At 73.7% G+C, this 23,156-nt stretch carries 27 protein-coding genes and 1 pseudogene; 19 read left to right on the top strand and 9 right to left on the bottom strand.

Annotated elements, in window-relative coordinates:
- Positions 1 to 94: 94 nt before the first annotated feature.
- Positions 95 to 673 (bottom strand): TetR/AcrR family transcriptional regulator, encoded by a 579-nt coding sequence (locus tag ACZ6EM_RS29975; RefSeq protein WP_452179419.1) that lies wholly within the window; start codon positions 671 to 673, stop codon positions 95 to 97.
- A 91-nt stretch (positions 674 to 764) separates the two neighbouring features.
- Here ACZ6EM_RS29975 and ACZ6EM_RS29970 point away from each other — a divergent pair, with 91 nt between their 5' ends.
- Together ACZ6EM_RS29970 and ACZ6EM_RS29965 are read left to right on the top strand one after the other, a co-directional pair.
- Positions 765 to 1,211, top strand: coding sequence for an anthrone oxygenase family protein (locus ACZ6EM_RS29970; protein ID WP_401045059.1), 447 nt, complete (start codon positions 765 to 767; stop codon positions 1,209 to 1,211).
- Positions 1,212 to 1,248: 37 nt separating this feature from the next.
- Positions 1,249 to 1,665 (top strand): bleomycin resistance protein, encoded by a 417-nt coding sequence (locus ACZ6EM_RS29965; protein ID WP_465773694.1) that lies wholly within the window; start codon positions 1,249 to 1,251, stop codon positions 1,663 to 1,665.
- A gap of 232 nt (positions 1,666 to 1,897) precedes the next feature.
- On the opposite strand, the gene ACZ6EM_RS29960 is transcribed toward ACZ6EM_RS29965, so the two are convergent.
- The 3 genes and pseudogenes from ACZ6EM_RS29960 to ACZ6EM_RS29950 form a co-directional block, all read right to left on the bottom strand.
- Positions 1,898 to 2,314, bottom strand: coding sequence for a hypothetical protein (locus ACZ6EM_RS29960; protein WP_465773693.1), 417 nt, complete (start codon positions 2,312 to 2,314; stop codon positions 1,898 to 1,900).
- Between the two features lie 96 nt (positions 2,315 to 2,410).
- Positions 2,411 to 2,705: pseudogene (locus tag ACZ6EM_RS29955) on the bottom strand (WhiB family transcriptional regulator).
- A 435-nt stretch (positions 2,706 to 3,140) separates the two neighbouring features.
- A complete protein-coding gene (locus tag ACZ6EM_RS29950) occupies positions 3,141 to 3,761 on the bottom strand; it encodes a hypothetical protein (protein ID WP_401045064.1) in 621 nt (206 codons plus the stop codon).
- Positions 3,762 to 3,962: 201 nt separating this feature from the next.
- Here ACZ6EM_RS29950 and ACZ6EM_RS29945 point away from each other — a divergent pair, with 201 nt between their 5' ends.
- Together ACZ6EM_RS29945 and ACZ6EM_RS29940 are read left to right on the top strand one after the other, a co-directional pair.
- Positions 3,963 to 4,976: a questin oxidase family protein gene (locus tag ACZ6EM_RS29945; protein ID WP_465773692.1), complete on the top strand. Its 1,014-nt coding sequence runs from the start codon at positions 3,963 to 3,965 to the stop codon at positions 4,974 to 4,976.
- 193 nt (positions 4,977 to 5,169) lie between these two features.
- Complete coding sequence (locus tag ACZ6EM_RS29940) at positions 5,170 to 5,394, top strand: holin (protein WP_452179415.1); 225 nt, start codon at positions 5,170 to 5,172, stop codon at positions 5,392 to 5,394.
- Positions 5,395 to 5,607: 213 nt separating this feature from the next.
- Here the strand turns inward: ACZ6EM_RS29940 and ACZ6EM_RS29935 are convergent, their stop codons facing one another.
- Entirely contained in the window at positions 5,608 to 5,739 is a 132-nt protein-coding gene (locus tag ACZ6EM_RS29935; protein WP_465773691.1) for a DUF397 domain-containing protein, read from the bottom strand.
- Complete coding sequence (locus ACZ6EM_RS29930; RefSeq protein ID WP_465773690.1) at positions 5,702 to 6,673, bottom strand: helix-turn-helix domain-containing protein; 972 nt, start codon at positions 6,671 to 6,673, stop codon at positions 5,702 to 5,704. The genes ACZ6EM_RS29935 and ACZ6EM_RS29930 overlap by 38 nt, the downstream gene beginning before the upstream one ends.
- A 276-nt stretch (positions 6,674 to 6,949) precedes the next feature.
- Here ACZ6EM_RS29930 and ACZ6EM_RS29925 point away from each other — a divergent pair, with 276 nt between their 5' ends.
- Positions 6,950 to 7,903: an SDR family NAD(P)-dependent oxidoreductase gene (locus ACZ6EM_RS29925; protein WP_465773689.1), complete on the top strand. Its 954-nt coding sequence runs from the start codon at positions 6,950 to 6,952 to the stop codon at positions 7,901 to 7,903.
- 4 nt (positions 7,904 to 7,907) lie between these two features.
- Here ACZ6EM_RS29925 and ACZ6EM_RS29920 read toward each other — a convergent pair whose 3' ends face one another.
- On the bottom strand, positions 7,908 to 8,630 hold the full coding sequence (locus ACZ6EM_RS29920; protein ID WP_465773688.1) for a hypothetical protein: 723 nt from the start codon (positions 8,628 to 8,630) through the stop codon (positions 7,908 to 7,910).
- Positions 8,631 to 9,971: 1,341 nt separating this feature from the next.
- Here ACZ6EM_RS29920 and ACZ6EM_RS29915 point away from each other — a divergent pair.
- The 5 genes from ACZ6EM_RS29915 (at position 9,972) to ACZ6EM_RS29895 (ending at position 13,886) form a co-directional block, all read left to right on the top strand.
- The gene (locus ACZ6EM_RS29915) at positions 9,972 to 11,474 is read left to right on the top strand and encodes a C25 family cysteine peptidase (protein WP_465773687.1); all 1,503 of its coding nucleotides are present in this window, start codon (positions 9,972 to 9,974) and stop codon (positions 11,472 to 11,474) included.
- 2 nt (positions 11,475 to 11,476) lie between these two features.
- Positions 11,477 to 11,713 carry a hypothetical protein gene (locus ACZ6EM_RS29910; protein ID WP_465773686.1) on the top strand — a complete coding sequence of 79 codons (237 nt, stop codon included), beginning with the start codon at positions 11,477 to 11,479 and terminating at the stop codon, positions 11,711 to 11,713.
- 545 nt (positions 11,714 to 12,258) lie between these two features.
- The gene (locus ACZ6EM_RS29905) at positions 12,259 to 12,531 is read left to right on the top strand and encodes a hypothetical protein (RefSeq protein WP_465773685.1); all 273 of its coding nucleotides are present in this window, start codon (positions 12,259 to 12,261) and stop codon (positions 12,529 to 12,531) included.
- A gap of 18 nt (positions 12,532 to 12,549) precedes the next feature.
- Positions 12,550 to 13,335, top strand: coding sequence for a helix-turn-helix domain-containing protein (locus ACZ6EM_RS29900; RefSeq protein WP_465773684.1), 786 nt, complete (start codon positions 12,550 to 12,552; stop codon positions 13,333 to 13,335).
- A 140-nt stretch (positions 13,336 to 13,475) separates the two neighbouring features.
- Positions 13,476 to 13,886, top strand: a complete 411-nt coding sequence (locus tag ACZ6EM_RS29895; protein WP_465773683.1) for a sigma factor-like helix-turn-helix DNA-binding protein — start codon at positions 13,476 to 13,478, stop codon at positions 13,884 to 13,886.
- A gap of 73 nt (positions 13,887 to 13,959) precedes the next feature.
- Here ACZ6EM_RS29895 and cynR read toward each other — a convergent pair whose 3' ends face one another.
- Positions 13,960 to 14,868: a transcriptional regulator CynR gene (cynR, locus tag ACZ6EM_RS29890; RefSeq protein ID WP_465773682.1), complete on the bottom strand. Its 909-nt coding sequence runs from the start codon at positions 14,866 to 14,868 to the stop codon at positions 13,960 to 13,962.
- Between the two features lie 126 nt (positions 14,869 to 14,994).
- Here cynR and ACZ6EM_RS29885 point away from each other — a divergent pair, with 126 nt between their 5' ends.
- The 9 genes from ACZ6EM_RS29885 (at position 14,995) to ACZ6EM_RS29845 (ending at position 22,440) form a co-directional block, all read left to right on the top strand.
- Complete coding sequence (locus tag ACZ6EM_RS29885) at positions 14,995 to 15,582, top strand: carbonic anhydrase (RefSeq protein WP_465773681.1); 588 nt, start codon at positions 14,995 to 14,997, stop codon at positions 15,580 to 15,582.
- Positions 15,583 to 15,660: 78 nt separating this feature from the next.
- On the top strand, positions 15,661 to 16,131 hold the full coding sequence (gene cynS / locus ACZ6EM_RS29880) for a cyanase (protein ID WP_452190468.1): 471 nt from the start codon (positions 15,661 to 15,663) through the stop codon (positions 16,129 to 16,131).
- Positions 16,132 to 16,242: 111 nt separating this feature from the next.
- On the top strand, positions 16,243 to 16,758 hold the full coding sequence (locus ACZ6EM_RS29875) for a nucleoside deaminase (RefSeq protein ID WP_401054072.1): 516 nt from the start codon (positions 16,243 to 16,245) through the stop codon (positions 16,756 to 16,758).
- Between the two features lie 9 nt (positions 16,759 to 16,767).
- Positions 16,768 to 17,337 (top strand): AAA family ATPase, encoded by a 570-nt coding sequence (locus ACZ6EM_RS29870; protein ID WP_380357808.1) that lies wholly within the window; start codon positions 16,768 to 16,770, stop codon positions 17,335 to 17,337.
- Positions 17,338 to 17,391: 54 nt separating this feature from the next.
- Entirely contained in the window at positions 17,392 to 17,934 is a 543-nt protein-coding gene (locus ACZ6EM_RS29865) for a hypothetical protein (RefSeq protein ID WP_401054074.1), read from the top strand.
- A 121-nt stretch (positions 17,935 to 18,055) separates the two neighbouring features.
- Positions 18,056 to 18,955, top strand: coding sequence for a S1 family peptidase (locus ACZ6EM_RS29860; protein WP_465773680.1), 900 nt, complete (start codon positions 18,056 to 18,058; stop codon positions 18,953 to 18,955).
- Between the two features lie 65 nt (positions 18,956 to 19,020).
- The gene (locus ACZ6EM_RS29855) at positions 19,021 to 20,031 is read left to right on the top strand and encodes an aldo/keto reductase (protein ID WP_465773679.1); all 1,011 of its coding nucleotides are present in this window, start codon (positions 19,021 to 19,023) and stop codon (positions 20,029 to 20,031) included.
- Positions 20,032 to 20,138: 107 nt separating this feature from the next.
- Positions 20,139 to 20,963 (top strand): DUF4253 domain-containing protein, encoded by an 825-nt coding sequence (locus tag ACZ6EM_RS29850; protein WP_465773678.1) that lies wholly within the window; start codon positions 20,139 to 20,141, stop codon positions 20,961 to 20,963.
- A gap of 217 nt (positions 20,964 to 21,180) precedes the next feature.
- A complete protein-coding gene (locus ACZ6EM_RS29845) occupies positions 21,181 to 22,440 on the top strand; it encodes an SLC13 family permease (protein ID WP_465773698.1) in 1,260 nt (419 codons plus the stop codon).
- Positions 22,441 to 22,545: 105 nt separating this feature from the next.
- Here the strand turns inward: ACZ6EM_RS29845 and ACZ6EM_RS29840 are convergent, their stop codons facing one another.
- Complete coding sequence (locus tag ACZ6EM_RS29840) at positions 22,546 to 22,989, bottom strand: spore-associated protein (RefSeq protein WP_465773677.1); 444 nt, start codon at positions 22,987 to 22,989, stop codon at positions 22,546 to 22,548.
- Positions 22,990 to 23,156 lie beyond the last annotated feature (167 nt).

The raw sequence follows: 23,156 nt of genomic DNA, 5'->3' as shown, positions 1-23,156 counted from the left end.
GGGGGGGGGGGGGGGGGGGGGGGGGGGGGGGGGTGGTGTCCCCCCCCCCCCCCCCCCCCCCCCCCCCCACCCCCCCCCCCCCCGCGACGGTGTGTCAGACCACGGCGAGCCGCTCCACCAGCAGTTCCACCCTGCGTTCGGTGTCCTCCGGCGGCAGCCGTCCGGCCCGGGTGAGGGTGGCCAGCCCGTGCAGGGCCGCCCAGAAGGTCTCGGTGAACAGCGCCGGGTGGACGCCGTCCCCGGCGACCTCGGCGAGGCTTTCCAGCAGGGCGGCGAAGGCGTCCTTCAGCGGCTCCGGGGTGTCCTCGCGGGCGAACGCCAGGCCGCCGTCGAGCCGGAACATGGCGTCGTAGACCGCCGGGTTGTGTTCGGCGTAGTCGAGGTAGGTGCGGGCGAGGGCGGTGACCCGGGCGCGGGGGCCGTTCGCGGCGGCGGTCGCGGCCCGCAGTGCCGCGGCCATCTCGGCGGCGCCGTCGAGGGCGACGGCGCCGATGATCTCGCGCTTGCCGCGGAAGTGGCTGTAGAGGACGGGCTGGCTGTATTCGATGCGCTCGGCGAGCCGGCGGGTGGTGACCGCGTCCCAGCCCTGCTGCTCGGCGAGTTCGCGGGCCGTGGCCACGATGAGGCGCTCGCGGTCCGCCCGTTCGCGCTGCTTGCGTTCCTGTACCGACATGAGTCGATTCTAGCACTGCTAGACAATCGAGCGGCGGCAGTACTAGCGTTGCCACATCAGCTAGCAGTGCTAGATTCTCGGAGGGGTCACCATGCTCGACGCACTTGAGGTCTTCACCACCGTGGTCGTCGGCCTGATGGTGGGGGTGGAGTTCTCCGTCGCCTTCGTCATCAGCCGGATCCTCGACGCACTCCCCGAGGACAGCGGCCAGCTCGGCCGCGCCCACGGAGGACGGATGCTCGGCGCCCTGATGCCGTTCTGGTACTTCGGCTCGCTCGCCCTCAGCGCGGTGTGGGCCGTCGCCGGATGGCACCGCCCCGGCGCCGGACTGGTCGTCGTCGCCGGGGCGCTGCTGATCGTCAGCGTGATCATGTCGATCCTGCTGCTCGTCCCGATCAACAACCGGGGCAGGACGTGGACCCCCGAGAACCGGCCTGCCGACTGGAAGCAGCAGATGAACCGCTGGGACCGCTTCCACTACGTCCGCGTCGCCGTCATCGTCGCCGCCTTCACCCTGCTCGTCACCGCCCTCGTCTGAGCCCGCGACTGTCAGGGGCGTGGCCTACGGTGGCGCCATGGACGAGTACGCGGTGCCGGTCCTGCCGAGCCGGGACCTGGACGAGACCGAGGAGTTCTACGCCCGCCTGGGCTTCGAGCCGCGCGGGCGCTGGGACGGCGAAGGCGGTGAGAGCGGCGAGGGCGGTGAGAGCGGCGAGGGCGGCTACCTGATCCTCGTCCGGGGCACGGTGGAACTGCACTTCCGCCACGACCCCGGGGTGGACCCGCTGTCCACCGCCGGCGGCTGCTACCTGCAGGTCCGGGACGCGGACGCGCTGCACCGCGACTGGGCCCGGCTCGGCGTGCCCACCGACCCGGCCACCGGCAGCCGCTTGACCGAGCCCGTCGACACCGCCTACCGGATGCGGGAGTTCGCCCTGGTCGACCGCAGCGGCAACCTGCTGCGGATCGGCAGCCCGCGCGGTCCCCGGTAGGGCCCGGCCTCCCCGCGCGGAGTTGGCACGGGCGCGGAGCCGGGCGCCTCCGCCGGGGTCCGGTCCCCGCCCGGCCCGCGGTTCGTCACGGCCGGGGGCTCCCGCGGCGAGGTCCGTACGGCGGCCCGTCCGCGCGCGCCCGGTCACGGGTGCGCGGTCACGGGTGCGCGGGCGCGCTCCCCGGGACCGGGGCCGGTGTGCGGGAGCGGGCCCGCAGGCGGCTGACGAGGAATCAGAGGCAGGTCGGCAGGGCCATGGCGGAGAACGTCGCGATGAGCAGCTGGGTGTCGGGCAGGTCGTCGTCGGGGTAGTGAGTGCCCAGCACGCGGGCCGTCGCCGGGTGGTCCGCGGCCACCTCCAGGGGAACGGTCACGCCGACGGCCGGGTGGGGGACGGCGGCCCTGACCCTGAGCGAGGCCGTGCTGTACTCGCGCCCACCGACCCGGTACGTGACGGTGTACTCCACCCCGCTCTTCTCCCGCTGCCGTTCGGCGCTGATCGTGGCGTCCACGCGCAGGGGCGAGGCGTCGATGCGGTCCGCCGCCCGGTGCTGGGCGAGCATGCCGGACAGGCTCAGGACGAGCACCAGCAGCGCGAGCACCGCGCCGGCCAGCGGCAGCGGCCAGCCCCGGCGGATCAGGTCCCTCATGGGCCGACGATAGCCGCCACGGCCCGGGCGGGTCCACGGAGTCGGGCGGGGTCGCGGAGTCGGGCGGGGTCGCGGAGCCGATCGGGCGGGTCCGTGTCATGCGGCCGCCGGGGCGGGCCGGGTGCGCCGGCGGGAGAGCAGGACGCGGCGCTCCTCCTCGGTCAGCCCGCCCCACACCCCGTAGGGCTCGCGCACGGCCAGGGCGTACCGGTGGCACTCCAGGGCGACCGGGCAGCGCGCGCACACCGACTTCGCCGCCTGCTCGCGCTGCCTCGCCGCGCTCGTTGCCCGGGTGGAAGAAGACACTGCTGTCGACGGTGCGGCAGGCTCCCTCCAACTGCCAGGACCAGTGGTGTTCGAGGGCTCCGGGGAGGCGCTGGATGTCGGTCACGGAAAGACTCCTTCCGGACGGGTCGGTCGGTTGCCGTTCGCTCGTCTGTCCCGATCCGCGGGGTGCATGCCCGGGACGCCGCCGGGATTTCGGCCGGGATCCCGGCGGGGCCGTTCGGAACCCGGTCCGGCTCCCGTCCGGGTTTCCGTCCGAGGTCCCGGACGGGCCGCGGCGCCGGTAGGAGGACGGCGGACGCCCGGCCGCCGGTGCGGTCGTCACGGTGGCCGGGCTCTGAGCCATCGGCAGCGGGCTCGGACGGCGGGCCCGGACGGCCGTCCAGAGGGGAGGGGACGCGGTCCGGGCCGCCCGCTGCCGACCCGCTCCTCGCCTCACCCCGATCCGGCCGGCCAAACCTCCCGGCCGAACCTCCCGGCCGCCAAGAGCCTGTGGTGGCCGCCGCGTCCGGGCCTCCGCGCCACTCCGTGCGACGGTGCGTCAGCGCGTGGCCACGGTGGTCGTGACGCGGACGAGTGAGGGCCGCCGCGGGGTGGAACCGAAGCCGAACCGCACCGGTGCGACCGGCGCGAGCGGGCCGAGCCCCCGGCCGTCGAGCACGGCGCTCACCGCGGTGACCGCGTGGAGGTCGCGGACGCCGTACCACTCGCGCCGACCCCGTCCCGCGGTGCCCCGGGTCCGCACGCCGAGCAGCAGCCGGGCGAGCGGGTCCGTCACCACGGTCCAGGCGGGGCGGGCCGCGACCGGGCCGGGCACCGTCCTGAGCGCGAGCCCCAGGATGCCGCGCCGCCCGGTGGTGAAGCGCAGGTCGAGCGGGCCCGCCGTGACCCGCCAGCGCGTCGCGCCCCGCCGCACCGCGACCGGTACGACCCGCACCCGGTCGAAGGCGTACGTGTCGGCGATGAACTCCGCCGTCCGCCCGGTGGGCGCCAGCAGGAGCCGGGTCCCGTCGGCGTGCTCGACCATCACGTCGGAGAACGGCCCGAACGGCGAGGCCGCCCAGTGCCCCACGACCACGCGCGTGCCGGAGGCCGTGCCGATGCCGGCGATCCAGCCGTCGAACCGCAGCCGGCGCGGGCCCGCAGGCCCCGGGGCGGTCACCGGGCCGTCACCGGGCGACGGGCCCGGGCCCCGCGCAGCGGATCCATCGCTCCTCCTCGCACGCCCGGCGGGGACACCCGCCGCGTCCATCCTCGACGGTCCCCCGGCAGGTGTCCAAGCGGGGCCGGTGGGCGGCCCCGCGCCGGGCCTAGGACTCCAGCCCGTTACGCCGCCCAGGCCCGCCGCCTACGGTCCTTACCCGTGGACACGACAGGGATTCTGGACGAAGCGCTCCAACGACTGCACACCTGCGGGCCCGAGCGGCTCGGACGGCTCACCAACCACGCGCCGATGGCCGTCGAGGCCCTCACCGCCCGCGGACAGGCGCCGTCGGTGCACCGCTGGCTCGACCTCTACGCGCGCAAGCTGGAGGACTTCCCGCCCCGCGTCGAGCCGGTGACGGACGCCAACTGGCGTACGGCGCTGGGCGATCCGAGGCGTGCGGCCGACTGGATCGGCCACTTCGAGCGGCAGGTCGCCGAGCACCCCTGGCGCGAGGTCCTGGCCCGCTGGTGGCCCCGGCTGCTGCCCGGACTGTACGGCGGCTCGACGCACCCGGTGATCCGGGTGGGGCACGCGGTGCGCACGCTGCTGGCCGGCGAGGCCACCGGCCCGCGCCTGGCGGAACTCGCCCACGGCCTCGGCTACTGGGCCGCCCGCCACCGGACCGTCGCGACGCCCGCAAGCCTGCCCGCCGCTCTCGACGCGGCCGCCGCCCTCGACGCGGTGCCGGCCGTCGCCGTCCAGGACGGCGGCTTCCCGGCGAGGCTCGACCGCGTCACCGCCCTGCCGGTGTGGGCCGGGGCCGAGGCGCCCCGACCGGAGGAGGTGCCCCGCCGCCTCGCCGAACTGGTGCGGGCGGCGACCCACCGCTACGCCACCCACGGCCACGGCGAGGAGACGATGCTCGTCCACGCGGCCACGGCCCCCAACGCCGTGCTGCGCACACTGCCCGCGCTCCCGCGGGCGCTGTGGCCGGCGAGCCTGCGGGCGGCCTGGACGGCCTCGGCGGCGGTCACGGCGATGTACGCGCCCGCCGCGCCGGTCGCGTACGTCCCGCCCGGCGCGTTCACCCCCGAGGAGGTCTTCGAGCGGGCGCTGGCGCACGGCGACGAGCACGTCATCAAGCTGACGGACACCGCCCTGGACGTCGGCGACGCACCGGCCCTGGCGGCGGCCCTGCGCGCCATGGAGCTGAGCACCCCGCTGGGATGAGGCGTACGGCGCGGGGCCGCCGGAATCGCCCGCCGGGCCCGTCGTCGGAATCGACGGCGTGAACGTGTACATGAGGGGCGGCAACTCCCCGACGGCGCCTGCCGCATTCCTGCCGAACGCCGACCCCGACGCCCGCGCGACCGTCGCGCACAGACCGGCACCTCACCGCCTCCACCGCGAAGGAGTCCTGACCATGCGGAAGTTCATCCTCGATCTGGTCGAGCGCACCGTCGCCACGTACGCCGCGGCGTTCCTCGGCCTGCTGCTGGCCGACAAGTTCGACCTCACGTCGATCAGCTCACTCAAGGCGGCGGCGGTCGCGGCGCTGCCGGCCGCACTGACCGTGCTCAAGGGCGCGGTGGCGACCCGCGTCGGCGACCCGACCTCGGCCGCCCTGCTGGGCCGCCCCCGCGAGTAGCGGGGCCGGCAGGCGGTTTTTTCGGCGTGCGGGCCGCAACCCGGTGTTGCGGCCCGCACCCGGGGTCGGCTTGTCCGGCAACAGGTCGATCCGCGCAGGGACTCGACCACCCGATCGCACCGCGGGCGCGCGCTTCGTGCCGAGTGAGCTCTGGCGTGCCGGCCGCCGCCGCGCGGTCGGCCGGCACGGGGAGGGGAACCGGGGGAGCAGGGCCTAACCCGGGAACTCGTCTCCCTGGATGGCGGTGATGAAGGAGTCCCAGGCGGCGGCCGGGAAGACGAGGGCCGGGCCGTGGGGGTCCTTGGAGTCACGTACGGGGACGAGGCCGGGGAATCCGGGGGCCACTTCGACGCAGTTGCCGCCGTTCGTACCGCTGTAGCTGCTCTTGCGCCAGCTGGCCGCGTCGAGCTTGTTCCGCATCATCTTTGAAACCTTCCAGCGCCTCGGCGATCAGCACCAGCGATTCGCTCGCTGTGAGCGCATCGCCACGGAGGCGATCATAGCGGCGGCGGTGCCCGGAGACGACGGTCGGTTCGTCGCAGGGGCTGCCCCTGTCAAGGCTCTCCGAGTACACCGAGTGCCGACCATCCGGCATCTCCAGAAGGACCATCGAGGTATTGATGATCGTCGCCCGAGCAGTGAACGGCACCACCTGAATCACGATGTTCTCGCGTCGGGCGATGTCGAGCCGGTGCTGCATCTGCCGCACCATCACCTTCGGTCCGCCGACCACCGATCGAATGGCGCTCTCGTCCAGGAGGACCACCATCTGAGGCCCGTCCTCGACAAGGAACCGCTTCTGCCGTGCGAGCCTTGCCACGACTCGCTCTTCGATCACTTCGGGGCGTTCATCAGTCCCGCTTGCCTCGAACATCGCTCGGGCATAGTCCCGACACTGAAGCAGCCCAAACATGTAGTCGGTCTGGAACACGTGGGCCCCGACCGCCTCGGCTTCCGAGTCGGCATGGGTCTGGAACCAGTCCGGATGCTCGATCTGCGCGCTCCAGTCGACCCGGTCGTACAGCCGCTTCAGCAGCCCGCCGGTGTTCAGCAGCCGGTCGAGCTCCTCGACTTCCTCGATCGTGGGTTTCCGCCGCCCGCTCTCGGTCCGCGAGATCACCGTCCGGTCGAGGTGCAGGAGCTTTCCCAGGTCCTCCTGGGTGTAGCCCGCCAACTCCCTCGCGTAGCGGATCTCTTCGCCGAACATGATCGCGGAGCTCGCCGTCGGTCCCCGCTTGATCTTCCGCTGTGCCACCACTGCCCCCAGCTCTCGCGCCACGTGCCCAACACGTGTATTCGGACGCCACCGTAACCCCCGCATTCCGGCCGGCAGTACCGGAAAGCGATCTTTTGCTTGCGCAGCGTCACGCCGCACGCCCCCATCACGCGCCCTGTGCCCCGCGCGGGAAGTCGACCCCGCCGACTTCTCGCGCGCGCCGGGTCCGGCCGGTGCCGGTCGGCCGACAGCGCGGACGGTGGGCTGCCGGTGGGATGTGAGTGGCCTCCGGGATCTTGGGAACCACCACCAGCCCACTCCGAGTTCCAGGAGCCCGCCATGCCCTCCCTGCCCCACAACCCGCCGTGGGACGTCCACCGGCTGCCCCGCGCCGAGGGGAAGAACGTCCTGGTCACCGGCGGCAACGCGGGCATCGGGTACTTCGTCGCCGAGCAACTCGCCGCCACCGGCGCCACGGTGGTCCTCGGCAGCCGCGACCGGGCGAAGGCCGAAGCCGCCATCGCCTCCATCGCCTCGCGCGTCCCCGGCGCCAGGGTGCGGCACCTGCCGCTGGACCTCGCCGACCTCGCCTCGCTCGGCCCGTCCGTGGACGCCCTGGCCCTGGACCGCCTCCACGCGGTCGTCCACAACGCCGGCGTGGCGCTCGACCATCCTCCGCGCCGCGAAACCGTCGGCGGGCACGAGCTGATGTTCGCCACCAACCACCTCGGGCACTTCGCGCTGACCCACCACCTGGCACCCCTGCTCGCGGCCGCACCCGGGAGCCGGATCGTCACCACCGGAAGCTTCGCCGCCAAGTCCGAACGCCTGGACCTCGACGACCTCCAGAGCACGCGCGACTACCGGCCCAAGCGCACCTACGCGCGCTCCAAGCTGGCCCAGATGCTCTTCGCCCTCGAACTCGACCGCCGTCTGCGCGCCGCCGGCAGCACCACGCTGAGCGTGCTCGTCCACCCCGGCGGCGCGCTCGACTCCCTCACCCCCTCGCGCCCGCCGGTCCACGTCCGCACCACCGGCGAGCGGCTGCGCCACCTGCCGCTCGGGCTGGTCGTCCAGGGCAAGGACGCCGCCGCGTGGCCCGCCGTCCGGGCCGTGCTCGACCCGGCCGTGCGCGGCGGGCAGATGTGGAGCCCCCGCGCGTTCGGGCTGCGCGGTGAGCCCAGGGCCGAGCCGCTCTGGGGCCACCTGGCCGACACCGCGACCGCCGCGCGGCTGTGGGCGGCCAGCCGCGAGCTGACCGGCCACGACCCGGCGCCCCACCAGGCGAGTTGACCTCTCAGTAGGTGAGGGTCACACAGCCCGGACTGCCGGAAGCCCCGGTGAGGCCCCTGGCCGAGTGGTTGTCGGCGAGCGGGCCGCCCGTGTCGCCCGTGCCGCCGGCACCCGTGCCGCGCGGACAGGTGGCCGGCACCGGGATTCCCGCGGCTCCGCCCGCTCCGCCCTGCCCGCCCGCGGTGGCCGACCCCCGGCTGCCCTTGTGGCCGTCGCTGCCCGCGTTCGAGCCGGCCGATGTCCCGTGGCAGACGGAGCGGTCGGGGCCCGGTCCGATCCCGCTGCCGCCATGGGTCCCCCGGCCTCCTTCGGCGACGGCCATCGCCGTGCCGCTCGCCGGGGTGAGGGACGATTTGCCCCCGTCCTCTCCCGGGAGTCCGGCGCCTTCCCGGCCGGGTGTCGTGTCGTGGTGGACACCGCCGGCTCCGCCACCGCCCCCGTCGGCGACGCCGACCGTCAGGACCTGGCCGGGCGTGACGGCGATCGTGCACGTGACCCGCGCGCCGCCCCCTCCACCGGAGCCGCCCCGGCCGCCGTGGGCGGCGATCAGGTCGAAGTAGGGGAAACCGGCGTAGCCCCCCGAGCCTCCGGCGCCGCCCGCGACCAACGAGGCGGTGATGCTGGTGACTCCGGCGGGGACGGTGAACGTGCTGTTCGCCGTGAACGTCCGGGTGACGGCTGTCCGGGCGGAGGCGGGAGCCGAAATTCCGACGGGAACGGCGAGCATTCCGGCCAGGCCCAGAACGCAGGTCGCGGTCCTCAGGGGCCGGGAACGAGGAGCGGATCGACGCACGACACCCTCCGGTGAAATTGTGTGATTCCTGAATTCCTCTTGGGCCCAGCATGTTGGGTCCCTGATTGGGGTGCAACTGCAACCGTGTTCATGTATGTGCGAACTATGATCCGACGCGCCTGGCACTATCTGCAGGCGGGCGCCGTGGCCTGGTCTTTCGGGTTGCGGGCGAGGGGTGGTGGGAGTGATCCTGAAAGCGGCGGTGCGCTCTTGATTCCGAAGTGCGGAAACAGTTGGTCGAGTACGTATTGTGACGGTCGACGTCCCTGAGGGATCGGAAGGCTGGTCTTGAACAATGAGAGCAAAATTGTCGACGATTGCCGTCGTCGGACTCGCGGCCTTGGGGTCCGTTGCCATCGTCAAGATGAGCAGCAGCGAATACTGTAAGTGGCTGTGCAAGAATCATCCCGAGCAGGGGGGAAATTATTGCAATTGCGACAAACCCCCGATGTGACCGGACGCGGCCGGGACGTCGCGATCGACGAAGTCCCGGCGCAGCCCCATGCGCCGGAGGAGGATCCTCGGTGATCCCCTTTCGAAGAACCTCCGAACCCGCGAAGCCGTCGCCGCGGCCGACATCGCTCGGCCTGGGCGACATGGTCGCGGCCTGCATCGATCGCCTCGGCTTCGCGCCTCGCCGCGGGTGTGGGTGCGAGCGCCGCAGGCTTCTGCTCAATCGGTTGGTCCATCGGCCTGCGGGCTTGCCGTGGCGCAAGGGCGGGCGATGACCCGGCGCCGCGCCGGACTCCCGCCGCACACAAGGGTCATGACGTGGTCGGCCCGCACGTCAGGAGTGGGAAGTCGGCCCGGCCGACTTCCCACTCCGAACCCCCCGCCGATCGAATGCATTCGAGGGACATGGCGGGCCGGCTCCGCGAACGCCGGCCCGGTCGAGTCCGCCCCGCCCGCCGCCGTCCTGCCCGCACCAGGGCCCGATCACGGTCCGTCCGCCCCGGCCCGCGAAGCGGTGAAGATCGAGATGCAGCGCCGTTCGCCCCTTGCCAGGCTGTGAGTCAGTGCACAAACCTCTCGCCGCTGCCTCGCGGAACGTGTGCGCGGACAGGCGTCCCTCTCCGCGTGGCCCGCGCGGCGACCACCGCCGACAGGGCTGCGTTCCGGCGTAACCGCTCCGGCCGCGTGCACCGTCCCCAACCGCCCGAGCGATCGCGCACGGCCCGCCGCGCGAGTCACCGCGGGGTCACGCCAACCGAGTGACGGCCGATGCGCCTCGCCGGGTTCCGCAAGCCGACACCCTCCCTCAGAAAGGTGTTTCACGTGGGCACGTCCACCAAGATCGTCGTCACCAACTTCTCCGCCCTGAAGAAGAAGGGCTACCAGGACTCCGACGTGGCCTCGGTCAAGGCCGCACTCGCGAAACTGGTCCAGGCCGACAAGGACCGCGACATCACCACCACCGTGGTGGACCTGAGCGACAAGAACGACATGGACCGGTACAAGGCGCCGGTCGTCACCAGCGAGAAGGACGAGAAGCAGAACAAGGACGCCATCGACGCGGTGTTCCACTCCGCCAAGCCGGACTACCTGATGCTTCTGGGCAGCCTCGACGTCATCCCGCACCAGGTCCTCAAGGACCCCACCGCGGGCGGCCAGCTCGCGATCCCCAGCGACCTGCCCTACGCGTGCGAGACCACCTACGACGCAGGCAAGCAGGACCCGGTCAACTTCACGGGTCCCAGCCGCGTCGTCGGCCGTCTCCCGGACGTCACGGGCGGCCACGATCCGGAGTACCTGGTGCGTCTCGTCGAGTACGCCGCCGCCACCACCTCCGCTCCGCGCGACACGTACAAGGCGTACTTCGCCCTCTCCGCCGCGGTCTGGGAGAAGTCGACCCGGGAGAACCTGACGACCGTCTTCGGCGACGCCTCGAAGCTCCACCTCGTTCCGCCGGACGGCCCGCCGTGGAAGGCGAGCGCCCTGGCGCCCAAGAGTCACTTCGCCAACGTTCACGGCGGCTCCCGGGACCCCCACTGGTACGGGCAGGGCGAGTCGGGCTATCCGGTGGCCCTGTCGGCCGAGGACGTCGACCACTTCCTCACCACCGGGACGGTCGTGGCCTCGGAGGCCTGCTACGGTGCGCAGCTCTACCCGCCGGACACCACCACGCGGATGGGCATCTGCAGCACCTACCTCCACAACGGCGCCGCCCTCTTCTTCGGCAGCACGGTCTCCGCTTACGGGCCGGCGGACTCCTGCAACTGGGCCGACCTGCTCACCCAGTACCTGTACCGCGAGACCCTCGACGGCAAGTCCAGCGGCTACGCCACGCTCAAGGCGAGGCTGGACTACGTGAAGCACAAGACCCAGCTCGAACCGTACGACCTGAAGACGCTCGCCGAGTTCGTCCTCCTCGGCGATCCTTCGGTCACACCCGTGGAGCCCCCGGCGCAGAAGGCCGAGATCGACCCGGCCGCCGCCGTGGCCGAGCGCCGCCGGGAGGTCCAACTCGCCGCCCGCGTGCTGGAGCAGAGCATCTCCGTGCCCCAGCCGATCTCCGCCGGCGAACGCGGCACCGAACTCGACACGGTCCTGCGCGAGATCGCCCAACGGCACGAACTGCCGTCGTCGTTCACCATCCAGTCCTTCGCCTCGGTCTGGAAAGGCGACAACGCCACGACGAAGGACCTCCAGGCGCCGCCGCGCATCCACGTGCTGCACGCCGAACGCGACCCGAACGCCCCCGTCAGCACCGATGTCTTCATCGTGGTCCGCGAACAGGACGGAAAGATCGTGTCCGTGGAAGAAGGAGAGGCCAAGTAGCGGTGACCCGGCTACGCGGTCAACTCTCCGTCGAGCACGTCGACGTGGGCTCCAAGAGCGAACGGGACGCCCTGGTCCTCCACAGCGGCGGACACGACTACGTCGTGCGCGTACCCGGAGAGAACCCCTTCGAGCCGGGCAGCATGAACCACCTGGCCGGCCGGACCGTGGACGCCGAGGGCGAGATCGACCAGCAGTACTTCTTCGTCACCCGGTGGTCCGTCGTCGACGGGACCTGAACGGGCGCGCGGGTGGGTCGCGCGCGGGTGGGGAGGAGCCGCCCGGCCCCTCCCCACCCGCGCCGCGACGTGCGAAAGCCCCGTCGACGCGGGCCCGGAACGCAGAGGGTCGGAACGCAGAGAGACCGCTCGGGCCACCAGGGCCGGGCGGTCTCTGCTGTTCGGGCGGACCCATGCGCCAACACGGCCCGCTGCCGATGTTCCCGAGTTGTTGGAGTGCACAGCGCCCCGGGTTCCGGACCCGCGGGTCCGGGTGACGCCGCTGCAAATCGTCACATCCAGCCAGGACGGCTCACAAGGGCATGCTGCACAAAGACGCATCAAAATCCGGTTTCACTTCGTTGAACTGCGCCTTTCTGATAGGGCGTTCACGAGATTGCGGCCAGGGGCCGGGACCGTGGCGCATCAATCTTCGCGATGTTCACCGAACCGATTGGGATTCACCCGTACGCCTGACAGAGTGTGTGCCCACCGGGCACACAGTGCGACGCCAACCGCACAAGTGCCCGCCCGTTGGAGTGGACAGTGATATGGAGGACTCCTCGATGACGAGGAAGCGGAACAAGCGCGCCCACACCCCTACCCACTGCGCGGCGGCGGAACCGCTACCGCCGCGCCCGCGCCCGTACCGGCCGCTCGCGGTCGGCGGGAAGGCCGGTGGAACGTTCGGCGAAGCGGTCGTGGTGGTCGTCGTGCTCGTCCTGACGGTCGCGCTGGCCGCCGCCCTGGTGGCGACGGGCATGTCGGCCGGGGCCGCGCTCGAACTGGCCACGGGCGGATGCCTGTTGGCCACAAGGATCCGACGGGAGCGGGCCTAGGAAGAGCGCCGGCCCGAGATGGGACGCCGAGAGAATCCGATCGAGGCGACCGAGCCGGCACTGGGCCGGCTGGCCGTCTGGTTGCGACAGCAGCGCGAGCAGGCCGGGTTGACGTACCGTCAGCTCGCCGCTCGGACCAACTACCACCCCACCACCCTGCAACGGGCCGCCGGCGGGCGCTCCGTACCGAGCTGGAAGGTCGTCGAGGCCGTCGTCCGTGAATGCGGCGGCGACCTCAAGACGGCCCGGCGCAAGTGGGTCCAGGCCAACTACTGGGCGCACGTGCCGCGCCCCTCGGGCAGCCGGCGGCTGCGGGCACCCCGGCGGGTCGACCCCGAACAGGTCGACTCCTTCGCGGACCTGCGCCGGGCGATGCACGAGATGCGCCGCAAGGCCGACTGGCCCTCCCTGCGGGAACTGGACCGCCGGGCCCGCGACCGGGGCGGACGCCTGCCCTCCAGCACGCTGGCCCTGGTCCTCAAGGGCGAGGCCCCGCTGCGCAAACCCGTCTTCCTCGCCTACATGGAGGTCTGCGGGGTCAGGGAGGCCCGCCGCGCCCTGTGGGCGGCGGCCTGGGACCGGACCAACAACGCCCGCACCCCGATCCCGGTCAACTCGCGCACGCACCACGCCGAGTTCGTCCGGGCCATGCAGTCCTCCAGCGCCGGCACCCCGACGGACATCCTGTTCCGCCTGTGGGCGACCCTGCGCACCAGCCTCGCCGCTGAACGGGACGAAAGCCCCGCTCGCCCCGCGGCGGCGGGCCGCGAAGGCACCGACGACAACCCGTCGGTGCTCGTGTGACCCGCTCCGCGGCCGGGACGCGCCACCCGCGCCCCGGCCGCGGACCGGACCGGGCACCCGCCGCGGACCGGACCGGCGCCCGCCGCGGACCGGCACCCACCCGCGCCCCAGCACTCACCCGCGCCACCTCGGGAACCACCATGCCGACACCACGACGCCGTTCGGCAGCCCCCGGGCCCGCCCTGGGCCTGTGGGCGCTGCACGACCTCCACCTGCGCCACTACCTCGACTACGCCGAACTGCTCCTGCCGCCCGCCGCCGCGCCCCTGGCCGTCCGCTCCGCCTTCGAGGAACTCGGCGGCCACTGGCTCGACGCCCTGTCCACCGCCAGCCCCGCCGCCTGCGCCTGGCAGGCGGTGCGCCGCCGGGTCTGCACCCTGGCCGGCCCCCGGCCGCTGGGCCCGGTCGCCCACCTCACCGCCACCCAGCAGGACGTCCTGCTGCTGCACCTGGTCCTCGACCTGTCCGCCGCCGAGATCGCCGCCCTCACCGGTACCGAACCCGCCGCCGTCCACGTCCAGCTCCGCTCCCTGTCCGCCGCCCGCCGCTGACCGGGCCGGTGCCGGCCGCCGCTCGCCGAGAGCCCGTCAGGGGGCGGTCGGGGTGGGGGCGGCCCGGTGCGGGCTACGGGGCCGGCGGGTAGCCGCGGGCGTGGACGAGGTCGCGGGTGAGGCGGGTGAAGGCGCGGGCGGCGGCGCTGCGGTAGGCGCCCTCGCGGTGCAGGAGGGTGACGGTGCGGGTGGGCAGGGGAGGGTCGAGGGGGACGGGGGCGAGGTGGGGGTGGTCGTGGGCGAGGGCGTCGGGCAGGACGGTGGCCAGGTCGGTGCGCCGGACGATCTCGGTGAGGGCCTGGACGGAGTTGGCCTCGACCGTGATCCGCGGGGCGGCCCGGTGGCGGGCGAAGTAGCCGTCGATGTGCGCCCGGGTGGCGAAGTCGCTGCTGAGCAGGGCGAGTTGTTCCTCCTTGAGGGCGTGGACCGGTAGCGGGTCGGGCAGCGTCGGGGCGCGCGAGGTGCCGGTGACGAGGCTGAGGGTCTCGGTGAACAGCGCGGTGGCGGTGATGCCGGGCGGGTGGGTGCCGGCGAAGGCGATGCCGAGGTCCAGGTCGTCGGCGAGCAGCGCGGCCTCGATGCGGTCCTGGGTGGTCTCCGTCAGGGTGAGGCCGACGCCGGGGTGGCGGGCGTGGAGCTCGGCGGTGAGCGGGCCGACCAGGTAGGCGGTGAAGGTGGGGGTGACGCCCAGGCGCAGGTGGCCGCGGGAGAGGTCCTGGACGTCGTGGACGGCGCGTTCGGCGGCGGCCAGGTCGCGCAGCGCGCGCCGGGCGTGGTCGGTGTAGACGGCGCCGGCGTCGGTGAGCCGCACGGTGCGGCCGGTGCGGTCCAGCAACTGCACGCCCAGGGTCTTCTCCAGCTGCCGGATCTGCTGGGAGAGCGTGGGCTGGGAGATGTGCAGCTCCTCGGCGGCGCGGGTGAAGTTGCCGTGTTCGGCGACGGCGAGCAGATAGCGCAGGTGACGCAGTTCGAGGGCGGCCATGGAAAGAACTATAGATGCGACCAATGGTTTACATGCCCAGTGGCTCTTGGACGCTATAGGCACAGGTCATGCATGGTGGATCTCACCGGCCCACCGGGGCCGGCCACCACCCGAAGGGAGTGACCAGTGCAGGACCTCACCGACGGCGTCGCCCGTTTCCAGCGGGACGTCTTCCCGGCCAAGGCGGAGCTCTTCGCCCACCTGGCCACGCACCACACCCCGCACACCCTGTTCATCGGCTGCTCCGACGCCCGCGTCGTCCCCGAGCTGATCACCGGCACCGAGCCGGGCGACCTGTTCGTCATCCGCACCGCCGGCAACCTGGTGCCCGCCCACACACCCGAGGCCGACGGCGTCGCGGCCAGCATCGAGTACGCCGTCGCCGCACTCGGCGTGCGGGACATCGTCGTCTGCGGCCACTCCGCCTGCGGCGCGATGACCGCCCTCGCCGAGGGCCACGACCTCAGCGGCGCCCCCGCGGTCGCCACCTGGCTGCGCCACGCCGACGCCTCCGTGGCCCGCACCTGCGCCGACGGCGACGTCCCCGCCCTGGTCCGCCAGAACGTGCTCGCCCAGCTGGCGAACCTGGCCACCCACCCCGCGGTCGCCCGCGCCCTCGCCGGGGGCGGGGTCGCCCTGCACGGCTGGGTCTACGACATCCCCACCGGCCGCGTCGAGGTCCTCGGCGCCGGCGCCCCCGCGCTCGTCGCCTGATCGCCCCACCCCCCGTACCCCCTCGCGTTGCCCCCGTCCCCGGGTGACGTGGACCCCGCAGAGAGAAGGACAACCGCCATGGTGCACGCCCAGTTCAACCAGAGCGCCCGCGAGGCGCTGGCCGACGCCGCCGTCGACGCCAAGATCCGCAAGAACCTCTCCTGGAAGCGGATCGCCGAGGCCTCCGGCCTGTCGGTGGCCTTCACCACCGCCGCCGTCCTCGGCCAGCACCCGCTGCCGGAGGAGTCCGCGAAGGCCGTGGCCGAACTGCTCGGCCTGGACGAGGACGCGGCACTGCTGCTGCAGACCGTCCCGCTCCGCGGCTCGATGCCCAACCGCATCCCCACCGACCCGACGATGTACCGCTTCTACGAGATGCTCCAGGTCTACGGCACGACCCTCAAGGCCCTGGTGCACGAGGAGTTCGGCGACGGCATCATCTCCGCGATCAACTTCAGGCTCGACGTGCGGAAGGTCGCCGACCCCGAGGGCGGCGAGCGCGCGATCATCACCCTGGACGGCAAGTACCTGCCGACCAAGCCCTTCTGACCGGCCCTTGCGGCCAAGCCCTGCCGATCGGGAGGCGGGCCGGGACCCCCGGCCCGGCCCGCCCCTTCCCCACCGCCCGTCCCTTCCCCCGCTCCCGCCCCGGAGGCCCTGATGGACTTCGTCCAGCGCACCATCGACATCGCCCGCCAGAACGTCACCGAGGGCGGCCGCCCGTTCGCGACCGTCATCGTCAAGGACGGCGAGATCCTCGCGGAGAGCCCCAACAGGGTCGCCCAGACCGGCGACCCCACCGCCCACGCGGAGATCCTCGCCATCCGCGAGGCCTGCACCAGGCTCGGCACCGAGCACCTGACCGGCACCACCGTCTACGTGCTCGCCCACCCCTGCCCGATGTGCCTGGGCTCGCTCTACTACTGCTCGCCGGACGAGGTCGTCTTCCTCACCACCCGCGACGCCTACGAGCCCCACTACGTCGACGACCGCAAGTACTTCGAACTGGGCACCTTCTACGACGAGTTCGCCAAGCCGTGGCAGGAGCGCAGGCTGCCGATGCGCCACGAGCCGCGCGAGGACGCCGTCGAGGTGTACCGCCTCTGGCAGGAGCGCAACGGCGGCGAGCGCCGCGTGGCGGGCGCCCCGCGCCCCCACGGCTCCGCGCGGGACTAGCATCGAGCCGTGATCGTATGGCTCAACGGTACCCACGGCGCGGGCAAGACGACGACCGGCGCACTCGTGCAGCCACTGATTCCGGATGCGCGGGTGTTCGACGCCGAGAAGGTCGGCGAGACCCTCATGGACATCACGCCGGGGCTTCCCCGAACGGACAACTTCCAGCACTGGCCGCCGTGGCGGCAACTCGTGGTCGAGACCGCCCACCGGGTACTCGACTACACCGGCGGCACCCTGGTGATGCCCATGACCGTCCTGGTCGAGCGGTACTGGCGGGAGATCAGTGCGGGCCTCGCCCGACACGCCATCCCGGTACGGCACTTCGTCCTCCACGCCGACCAGGAGACCCTCCGCGGGCGGATCGAGGGGGACACCGTCCTCGGCCCCTCCTCCTTCCGCCTCAGGCACCTCGAACCCTACGCCGAGGCGGCCCGCACCTGGCTGCACGCCGAGGCCGAGGTCCTCGACACCACCCACCTCACCCCCGCCCAGGCCGCCCGACGGATCGCGGCGGCCGTCACCGGCCGGGGCCCCGCCCGCCCCGCCGTTGAGCCGGGGGCCGGGTCGGGGCCGTAGACGTGGAAGGGGCGCCCTCTGCCGGAGCGGGCGCCGCGGCGTCAGGAGGCAGGCGTGCTCAGGTTCCACGGAGCATGGCGGATCACCGTCGTCGGCAGGAGCGCCGACTTCGACCAGCGGGCCGTCGTGCGCGGCGCGTACGGGCTGCGGGTGCTGCCCGGGCGGGTCGGCGCCACCATCGAGGTGGACGAGGAGAGCTGGACGCTGTCCCTGGAACACCACCTGTGGGGCCGCAGCTGGCAGCCCAACCTGCGCACCACCCCCGGACCGGTCACCGAACACGGCGGCCTGCGCAGCCAGTTGCTCACCAGCAACGACTGCCACTGGCCGGGCAAACCGCTCGACTACGTCAACTTCGTGCTGCGCCTGGACCAGGCCGTCACTCCGGCCGTCACCCGGACCGCCGCGCCGGTGCGCGCCGCCCGTCCGCTGGAGGCACCGATCGCCGCGCCCGTCCAGGCCGTCCGCACCTCCTCCTCGGGCTGGCCCGAGTCCGGGCCCGCGACCGGGCCCGAGCGCGGCACCGCCCCTGAGCGCGGCACCGCCCCCGCGGCGCCGTCGGTGTCGCCGAGGGAGAGCGGGCGGCCCGCCTGGTAGCCCGACGGCGCGAGCGGGGGATACCCCCAGGCCACGGCGGCCCGCTGGCCGGGTGTTCCGGCGGGCCGGCGCCGGGTTGGCTGGAGCGGTCAGCACCAGCCGAACCGAAAGGCCGTCACCCGTGCCCTTCCGTACGACCGTCCGTACGACCGTCCGCACCACCGTCCGCACCACCGTCCGCACCACCGCCCGCACCGCCGCCCGCACCGCCGCCCGGGCCGCCGCCCGGGCCGCCGCCGTCACCGCCCTGGCCGCCGCGCTCGGCGCCACCGCCATGAGCACGAGCGCCTCGGCCATCGTCAACGGTCGCGACTCCACCGAGCGCTACCCCTTCATGGCCACCCTCCCGCTGAGCGCCGAGCAACTGGCCGACGGAGCCTGCGGCGCCACCCTGATCGACCGCCAGTGGGTGCTGACCGCCGCCCACTGCGTGGTCGGCACCGAGGACACCGGCGTCACCCTCAAGGGCACCGTGCGCATCGGCAGCGCCCACCGCGACAGCGGCGGCACCGTGCGCAAGGTCGACCGCGTCGTCGTCCACCCCGGCTTCGAGTTCGGCGACGGCGCCACCCGCCCCAACCGGAACGACCTGGCCCTGGTCCGCCTGGACCGCCCCGCCCCCCAGCAGCCCGTCCGCGTCGCCGAACACCCCGGCAGCCCCGGCACCCCCACCCGGCTGCTCGGCTTCGGCACCGTCGTCGACACCACCGACTACCAGCGGATGGTCTTCCCCGACCGCCTCCAGGAACTGCCCACCCGCATCGGCGCCACCACCGACTGCGCCCCCGGCTGGGCCGACCCCACCCGCCTGTGCACGCTCAGCCGGGTCCCCGGGGCCATGGCCTGCTTCGGAGACTCCGGCGGCCCCCAGATCCAGCGCGGCCGCGGCGGCCGCTGGGAACTCGTCGGCACCACCTCCGGCCCCGGCGCCCCCGGCGTGCCCTGCGCGGGCGGCCCCGGCCTGTACACCGACGTGCCCGCCTACGCCCCCTGGATCAGCGGCACCCTCGCTGCCGGCTGACGCCCCGACCCCACCGCGCGGCTAAAGTCCCAGGTGAGAACCGTCGCGCCCGAGGAGAGCCCGCCATGCCGACCGACCCCGCCGCCACCGCGATCCCCGCCCCCGCCGCCGCGCGCCCGCACCCCGCGCGCCTCGGCCTGGGCACGGCGGCCGTCGGCCGGCCCGGCTACATCAACCTCGGGCGCGACGCCGACCTGCCCGCCGAACGCACCGTCGACGCCCTGCGCGAACGCACCCACACCCTGCTCGACGCCGCGTACGCCGCCGGCGTGCGCTACCTCGACACCGCCCGCTCCTACGGCCGCGCCGAGGAGTTCCTCGGCCAGTGGCTCGCCGAACACCCCGAGGCCGCGGCCGAGGTGACGGTCGGCAGCAAATGGGGCTACACCTACACCGCCGACTGGCAGACCGACGGAGTCGCCGCGCACGAGGTCAAGGAACACTCCACCGCCGTCTACGACCGCCAGATCCACGAGACCCGCACCCTGCTCGGCGACCACCTCGACGTCTACCTCGTCCACTCCGTCACCCCGGACAGCCCCGCCCTCACCGACCCCGCCCTGCACCGGCGCCTCGCCGACCTCGCCGCCGAAGGCGTCCGGGTGGGCCTGTCCACCAGCGGCCCCGCCCAGGCCGACACCATCCGCCGCGCCCTCGCCGTCACCACGGACGGCCGACCGCTGTTCACCGCCGTCCAGGCCACCTGGAACCTGCTGGAGACCTCCGCCGCCCCCGCCCTCGCCGAAGCCCACGCCGCCGGATGGCTCGTCGTCGTCAAGGAGGGCATGGCCAACGGCCGCCTCGCCGGCCGCAACGCCACCGGCCCCGACACCGCCCCGCTGCGCACCCTCGCCGACCGCACCGCCGCCACCCCCGACGCCCTCGCCCTCGCCGCGGCCACCGCCCAGCCCTGGGCCGACATCGTCCTCTCCGGCGCCGCCACCCCCGACCAGCTCGCCTCCAACCTCGCCGCCACCGGCCTCCGCCCGACCCCCGAGGACCTCGCCGCCCTCGGCGCCATGGCCGAGCCGGCCGGGGCGTACTGGCGTACGCGGGCGGGGCTGCCCTGGTCCTGAGGTGTTGTGGGCGGGGGTGCCGGCTGGGGGGCGCTGCGCAGGAAGTCGGCGGGGCCGACTTCTCGCGCCCCCGCCCGTTGTCGGTGCCCGCCCCTACGGTGAGCCGCATGACCGAGCACCTGGACCTCGTCGCCGCCCTCGCCGCCCTGCCCGTCGACCTGTCCGTCGACCTGCCGCCCGGCCGTACGGTCACCGCGGACGACGGGCCCGAGCCGCTGCTGTGGATCAGCGACGCCCCCGCCCCCGCAGGGCTCTGGCGCCAGCTGCACCGCGCCCACCCGCAGACCGGGCTGTGGCCGCTGCTGCTCACCCCGCTGGACCCCGCCGGCCCCGACTACCGGCCCTGGCTGTCCGGCGAGCTGTACCCGGTCGACGCCGCCGTACCCGGCCTCTACGACCCGGCCGCCCTGCTGGCCACCTGGTGGAAACAGGTCGACGAGGACGAGGACGGGGAGGTGAGCGAGGACGCCGAGATCCTGGACGAAGCCCTCGCCCCCTACGGCCGCACCTGGCCCGGCCCCGCCCCCGCCGCCACCGTCCCCGACGGCGCCGCCGGCACCGAGGCCCGGGAGCTGGCCGAGGTGCTGCGGTCCGTCAAGGACGCCCGCCTCGGCCTGGTGCGGGCCGACAGCGGCGCCCAGGCCCTCGCGGTGTGCGGCTGGAGCGGCCCCACGAACCACGACGACATCGCCAGGATCGCCACCGTGCTCGCCGACTGGGAACGCCGCTTCGGCGCCCAGGTCGTCGAAGTCGGCTTCGACACCCTGGAGTTGAGCGTCCCCGTGCCGCCCGCCACGCTCGCCGACGCGCTCCCGCTGGCCGCCGAGCACACCGCCTTCTGCCCCGACCTGGTCTTCCAGGGCTCCGGCAGCCTCACCGCGTACGCCGAGGGACTGGTCGGCGCCCACCAGTGGTCCTTCTGGTGGGACTGACCTGACCTGACCTGACCTGATCCGGGGGCCGGGGGTTGGGGGCCGGGGGCGCGGAGCCGCCTGCTCACGCGGAGCCGCCCGGGCGCGACGGACCCGGGCGCGACGACCCGCCCGGCGCCCGCCGGCCACCCGTGTGGCATGCTGCGCCGGGCCGCGAACCGGGCCCGAGCACCGCCCACCGCACGGACACCCGTCCCGGCCCCCCGAGGAGCACCCCCTGAACACCGCCTGCGCCGAAGCCCTGTCCGCAGGCCTGCTGATACTCGTCCTGGTCTGCGCCGTCGCCCGCCCCTGGGGCTGGCCGGAGGCCGCCGCCGCGGTGCCGGCCGCCGCCCTGCTGGTGGCGACCGGCGCCGTCCCACTGGAGCACGCCACGGCCGAGGCCGCCCGCCTCGGACCGGTGATCGGCTTCCTGGCCGCCATCCTGGTCCTGGCCAAACTCTGCGACGACGAGGGGCTGTTCCGCGCCTGCGGGGCCTGGATGGCACGCAGCGCCGCCGGCCGCCCGCGCCGACTGCTGGTCCAGGTGTTCACCGTCGCCTCGCTGGTCACCGCGGTGCTCAGCCTGGACGCCACCGTCGTGCTCCTCACCCCCGTCGTCCTCGCCACCGCCGCCCGCCTGGGCACCCGGCCCGGGCCGCACCTGTACGCCTGCGCCCACCTGTCGAACACGGCCTCGCTGCTGCTGCCGGTCTCCAACCTGACCAACCTGCTCGCCCTCACCGCCAGCGGCCTGAGCTTCGGCCGCTTCGCCGCCCTGATGACACTGCCGTGGCTGGCGGCGGTCGGCGTCGAGTACCTGGTGCTGCGCCGCTTCTTCGCCGCCGACCTGGACGCCGCCCCCACCGCGGCGCCCGAGACCGGACCGGCCCCCGCCATGCCGCTGTTCGCCCTGGCCACCGTCGGCTGCACGCTCGCCGGGTTCGCCCTCGCCTCCGCACTCGACGTCGACCCGGCCTGGGCGGCGGCCGCCGGCGCCACCGCCCTGGCCGCGCGCGCCCTGGCCCGCGGCCACGCCACCCCCGCGACGGTGGTGCGCTCGGCCGCCCTGCCGTTCCTGGCGTTCGTCCTCGCCCTGGGCATCGTGGTGCGCGCGGTCGTCGACAACGGCCTGGCCGCCGGCCTGGCCCACCTCGTCCCCGACGGCACCGCCCTGCCCGCCCTGCTCGCCACCGCCGCCCTGGCCGCCGTCCTCGCCAACGTCATCAACAACCTGCCCGCCACCCTCGCCCTGGTGCCGCTGGCCGCCCCGGCCGGGCCCGGCGCCGTCCTCGCGGTCCTGCTCGGGGTGAACATCGGCCCCAACCTCAGCTACGCCGGCTCGCTGGCCACCCTGCTGTGGCGCGGCATCGTCCGCGACCGCGGAGTACCGGTGGAGCTGCGCGAGTTCACCCGCCTGGGCCTGCTCGCCGTCCCCGCCACCCTCACCGCCGCCGTCCTGGCCCTGTGGGCCTCGCTGCGCCTGATCGGGTCCTGAGCGGGGCCGGCGCCCGTCGCCGCATCGCGGGATGCGGCGACAGGCGCCGACGCACTCACCGATCGGTCTCAGCGGGCGCGGAATTCCGTCGTCCGACCGCTACCGCTACCGGGCCACCGGCCGCTCAGCTGCACCATCCCGGGCCCTTTCCCCACCAGTCACCGGAGTTGTAGTCCGGCCGCCGTAGTAAATACACTGTCCGGCTGCGGACAGGTAGGCCGTGGCGTAGTAGCTGTAGTTCCCCAGGTCCTGCTGCCTTCCGCTGCCGTCGCCGAAGGTCAGGTAGGCGCCGGTCAGCGTCGGGGTTCCGGTCTTGGTGTTCTTGATGGTGGCGACGCAGTTCTTGCCGGTCGTCCTGCTGTAGGTCAGGTAGACCGTCGAGGTGCCGCCCGGCAGGTTGAAGGAATCGATCGTGGCGTAGCTGGACCCGCAGGCCGTCTGCGGGGTGTAGGCGGTGGTGGACGCGTCGGCGGTGGCGGGCACCGCGAGCAGAATCGAGCCGGCCATCACGGCGAGGGCCGCTGTGCGAGCGGAATTCCTGCGGAACATCCTGGCTCCTTCGTGCGACTCGTACTCCTGGCAGTTCACGTGCCGGACAAGGACACAGGAATGCTCGGCAATGACGGGTCGCCGACCGCGCGATTGTCCGGATCGGCGCCAGGACGGTCCGGTTCCGTGCCGGGGTACATTGCCGGGGCCGAAAGCGGAACCGTTCG

The sequence above is a fragment of the Kitasatospora sp. NPDC041917 genome, from assembly GCF_055589745.1.
This window is presented reverse-complemented; position numbering and strand designations above follow the sequence as displayed.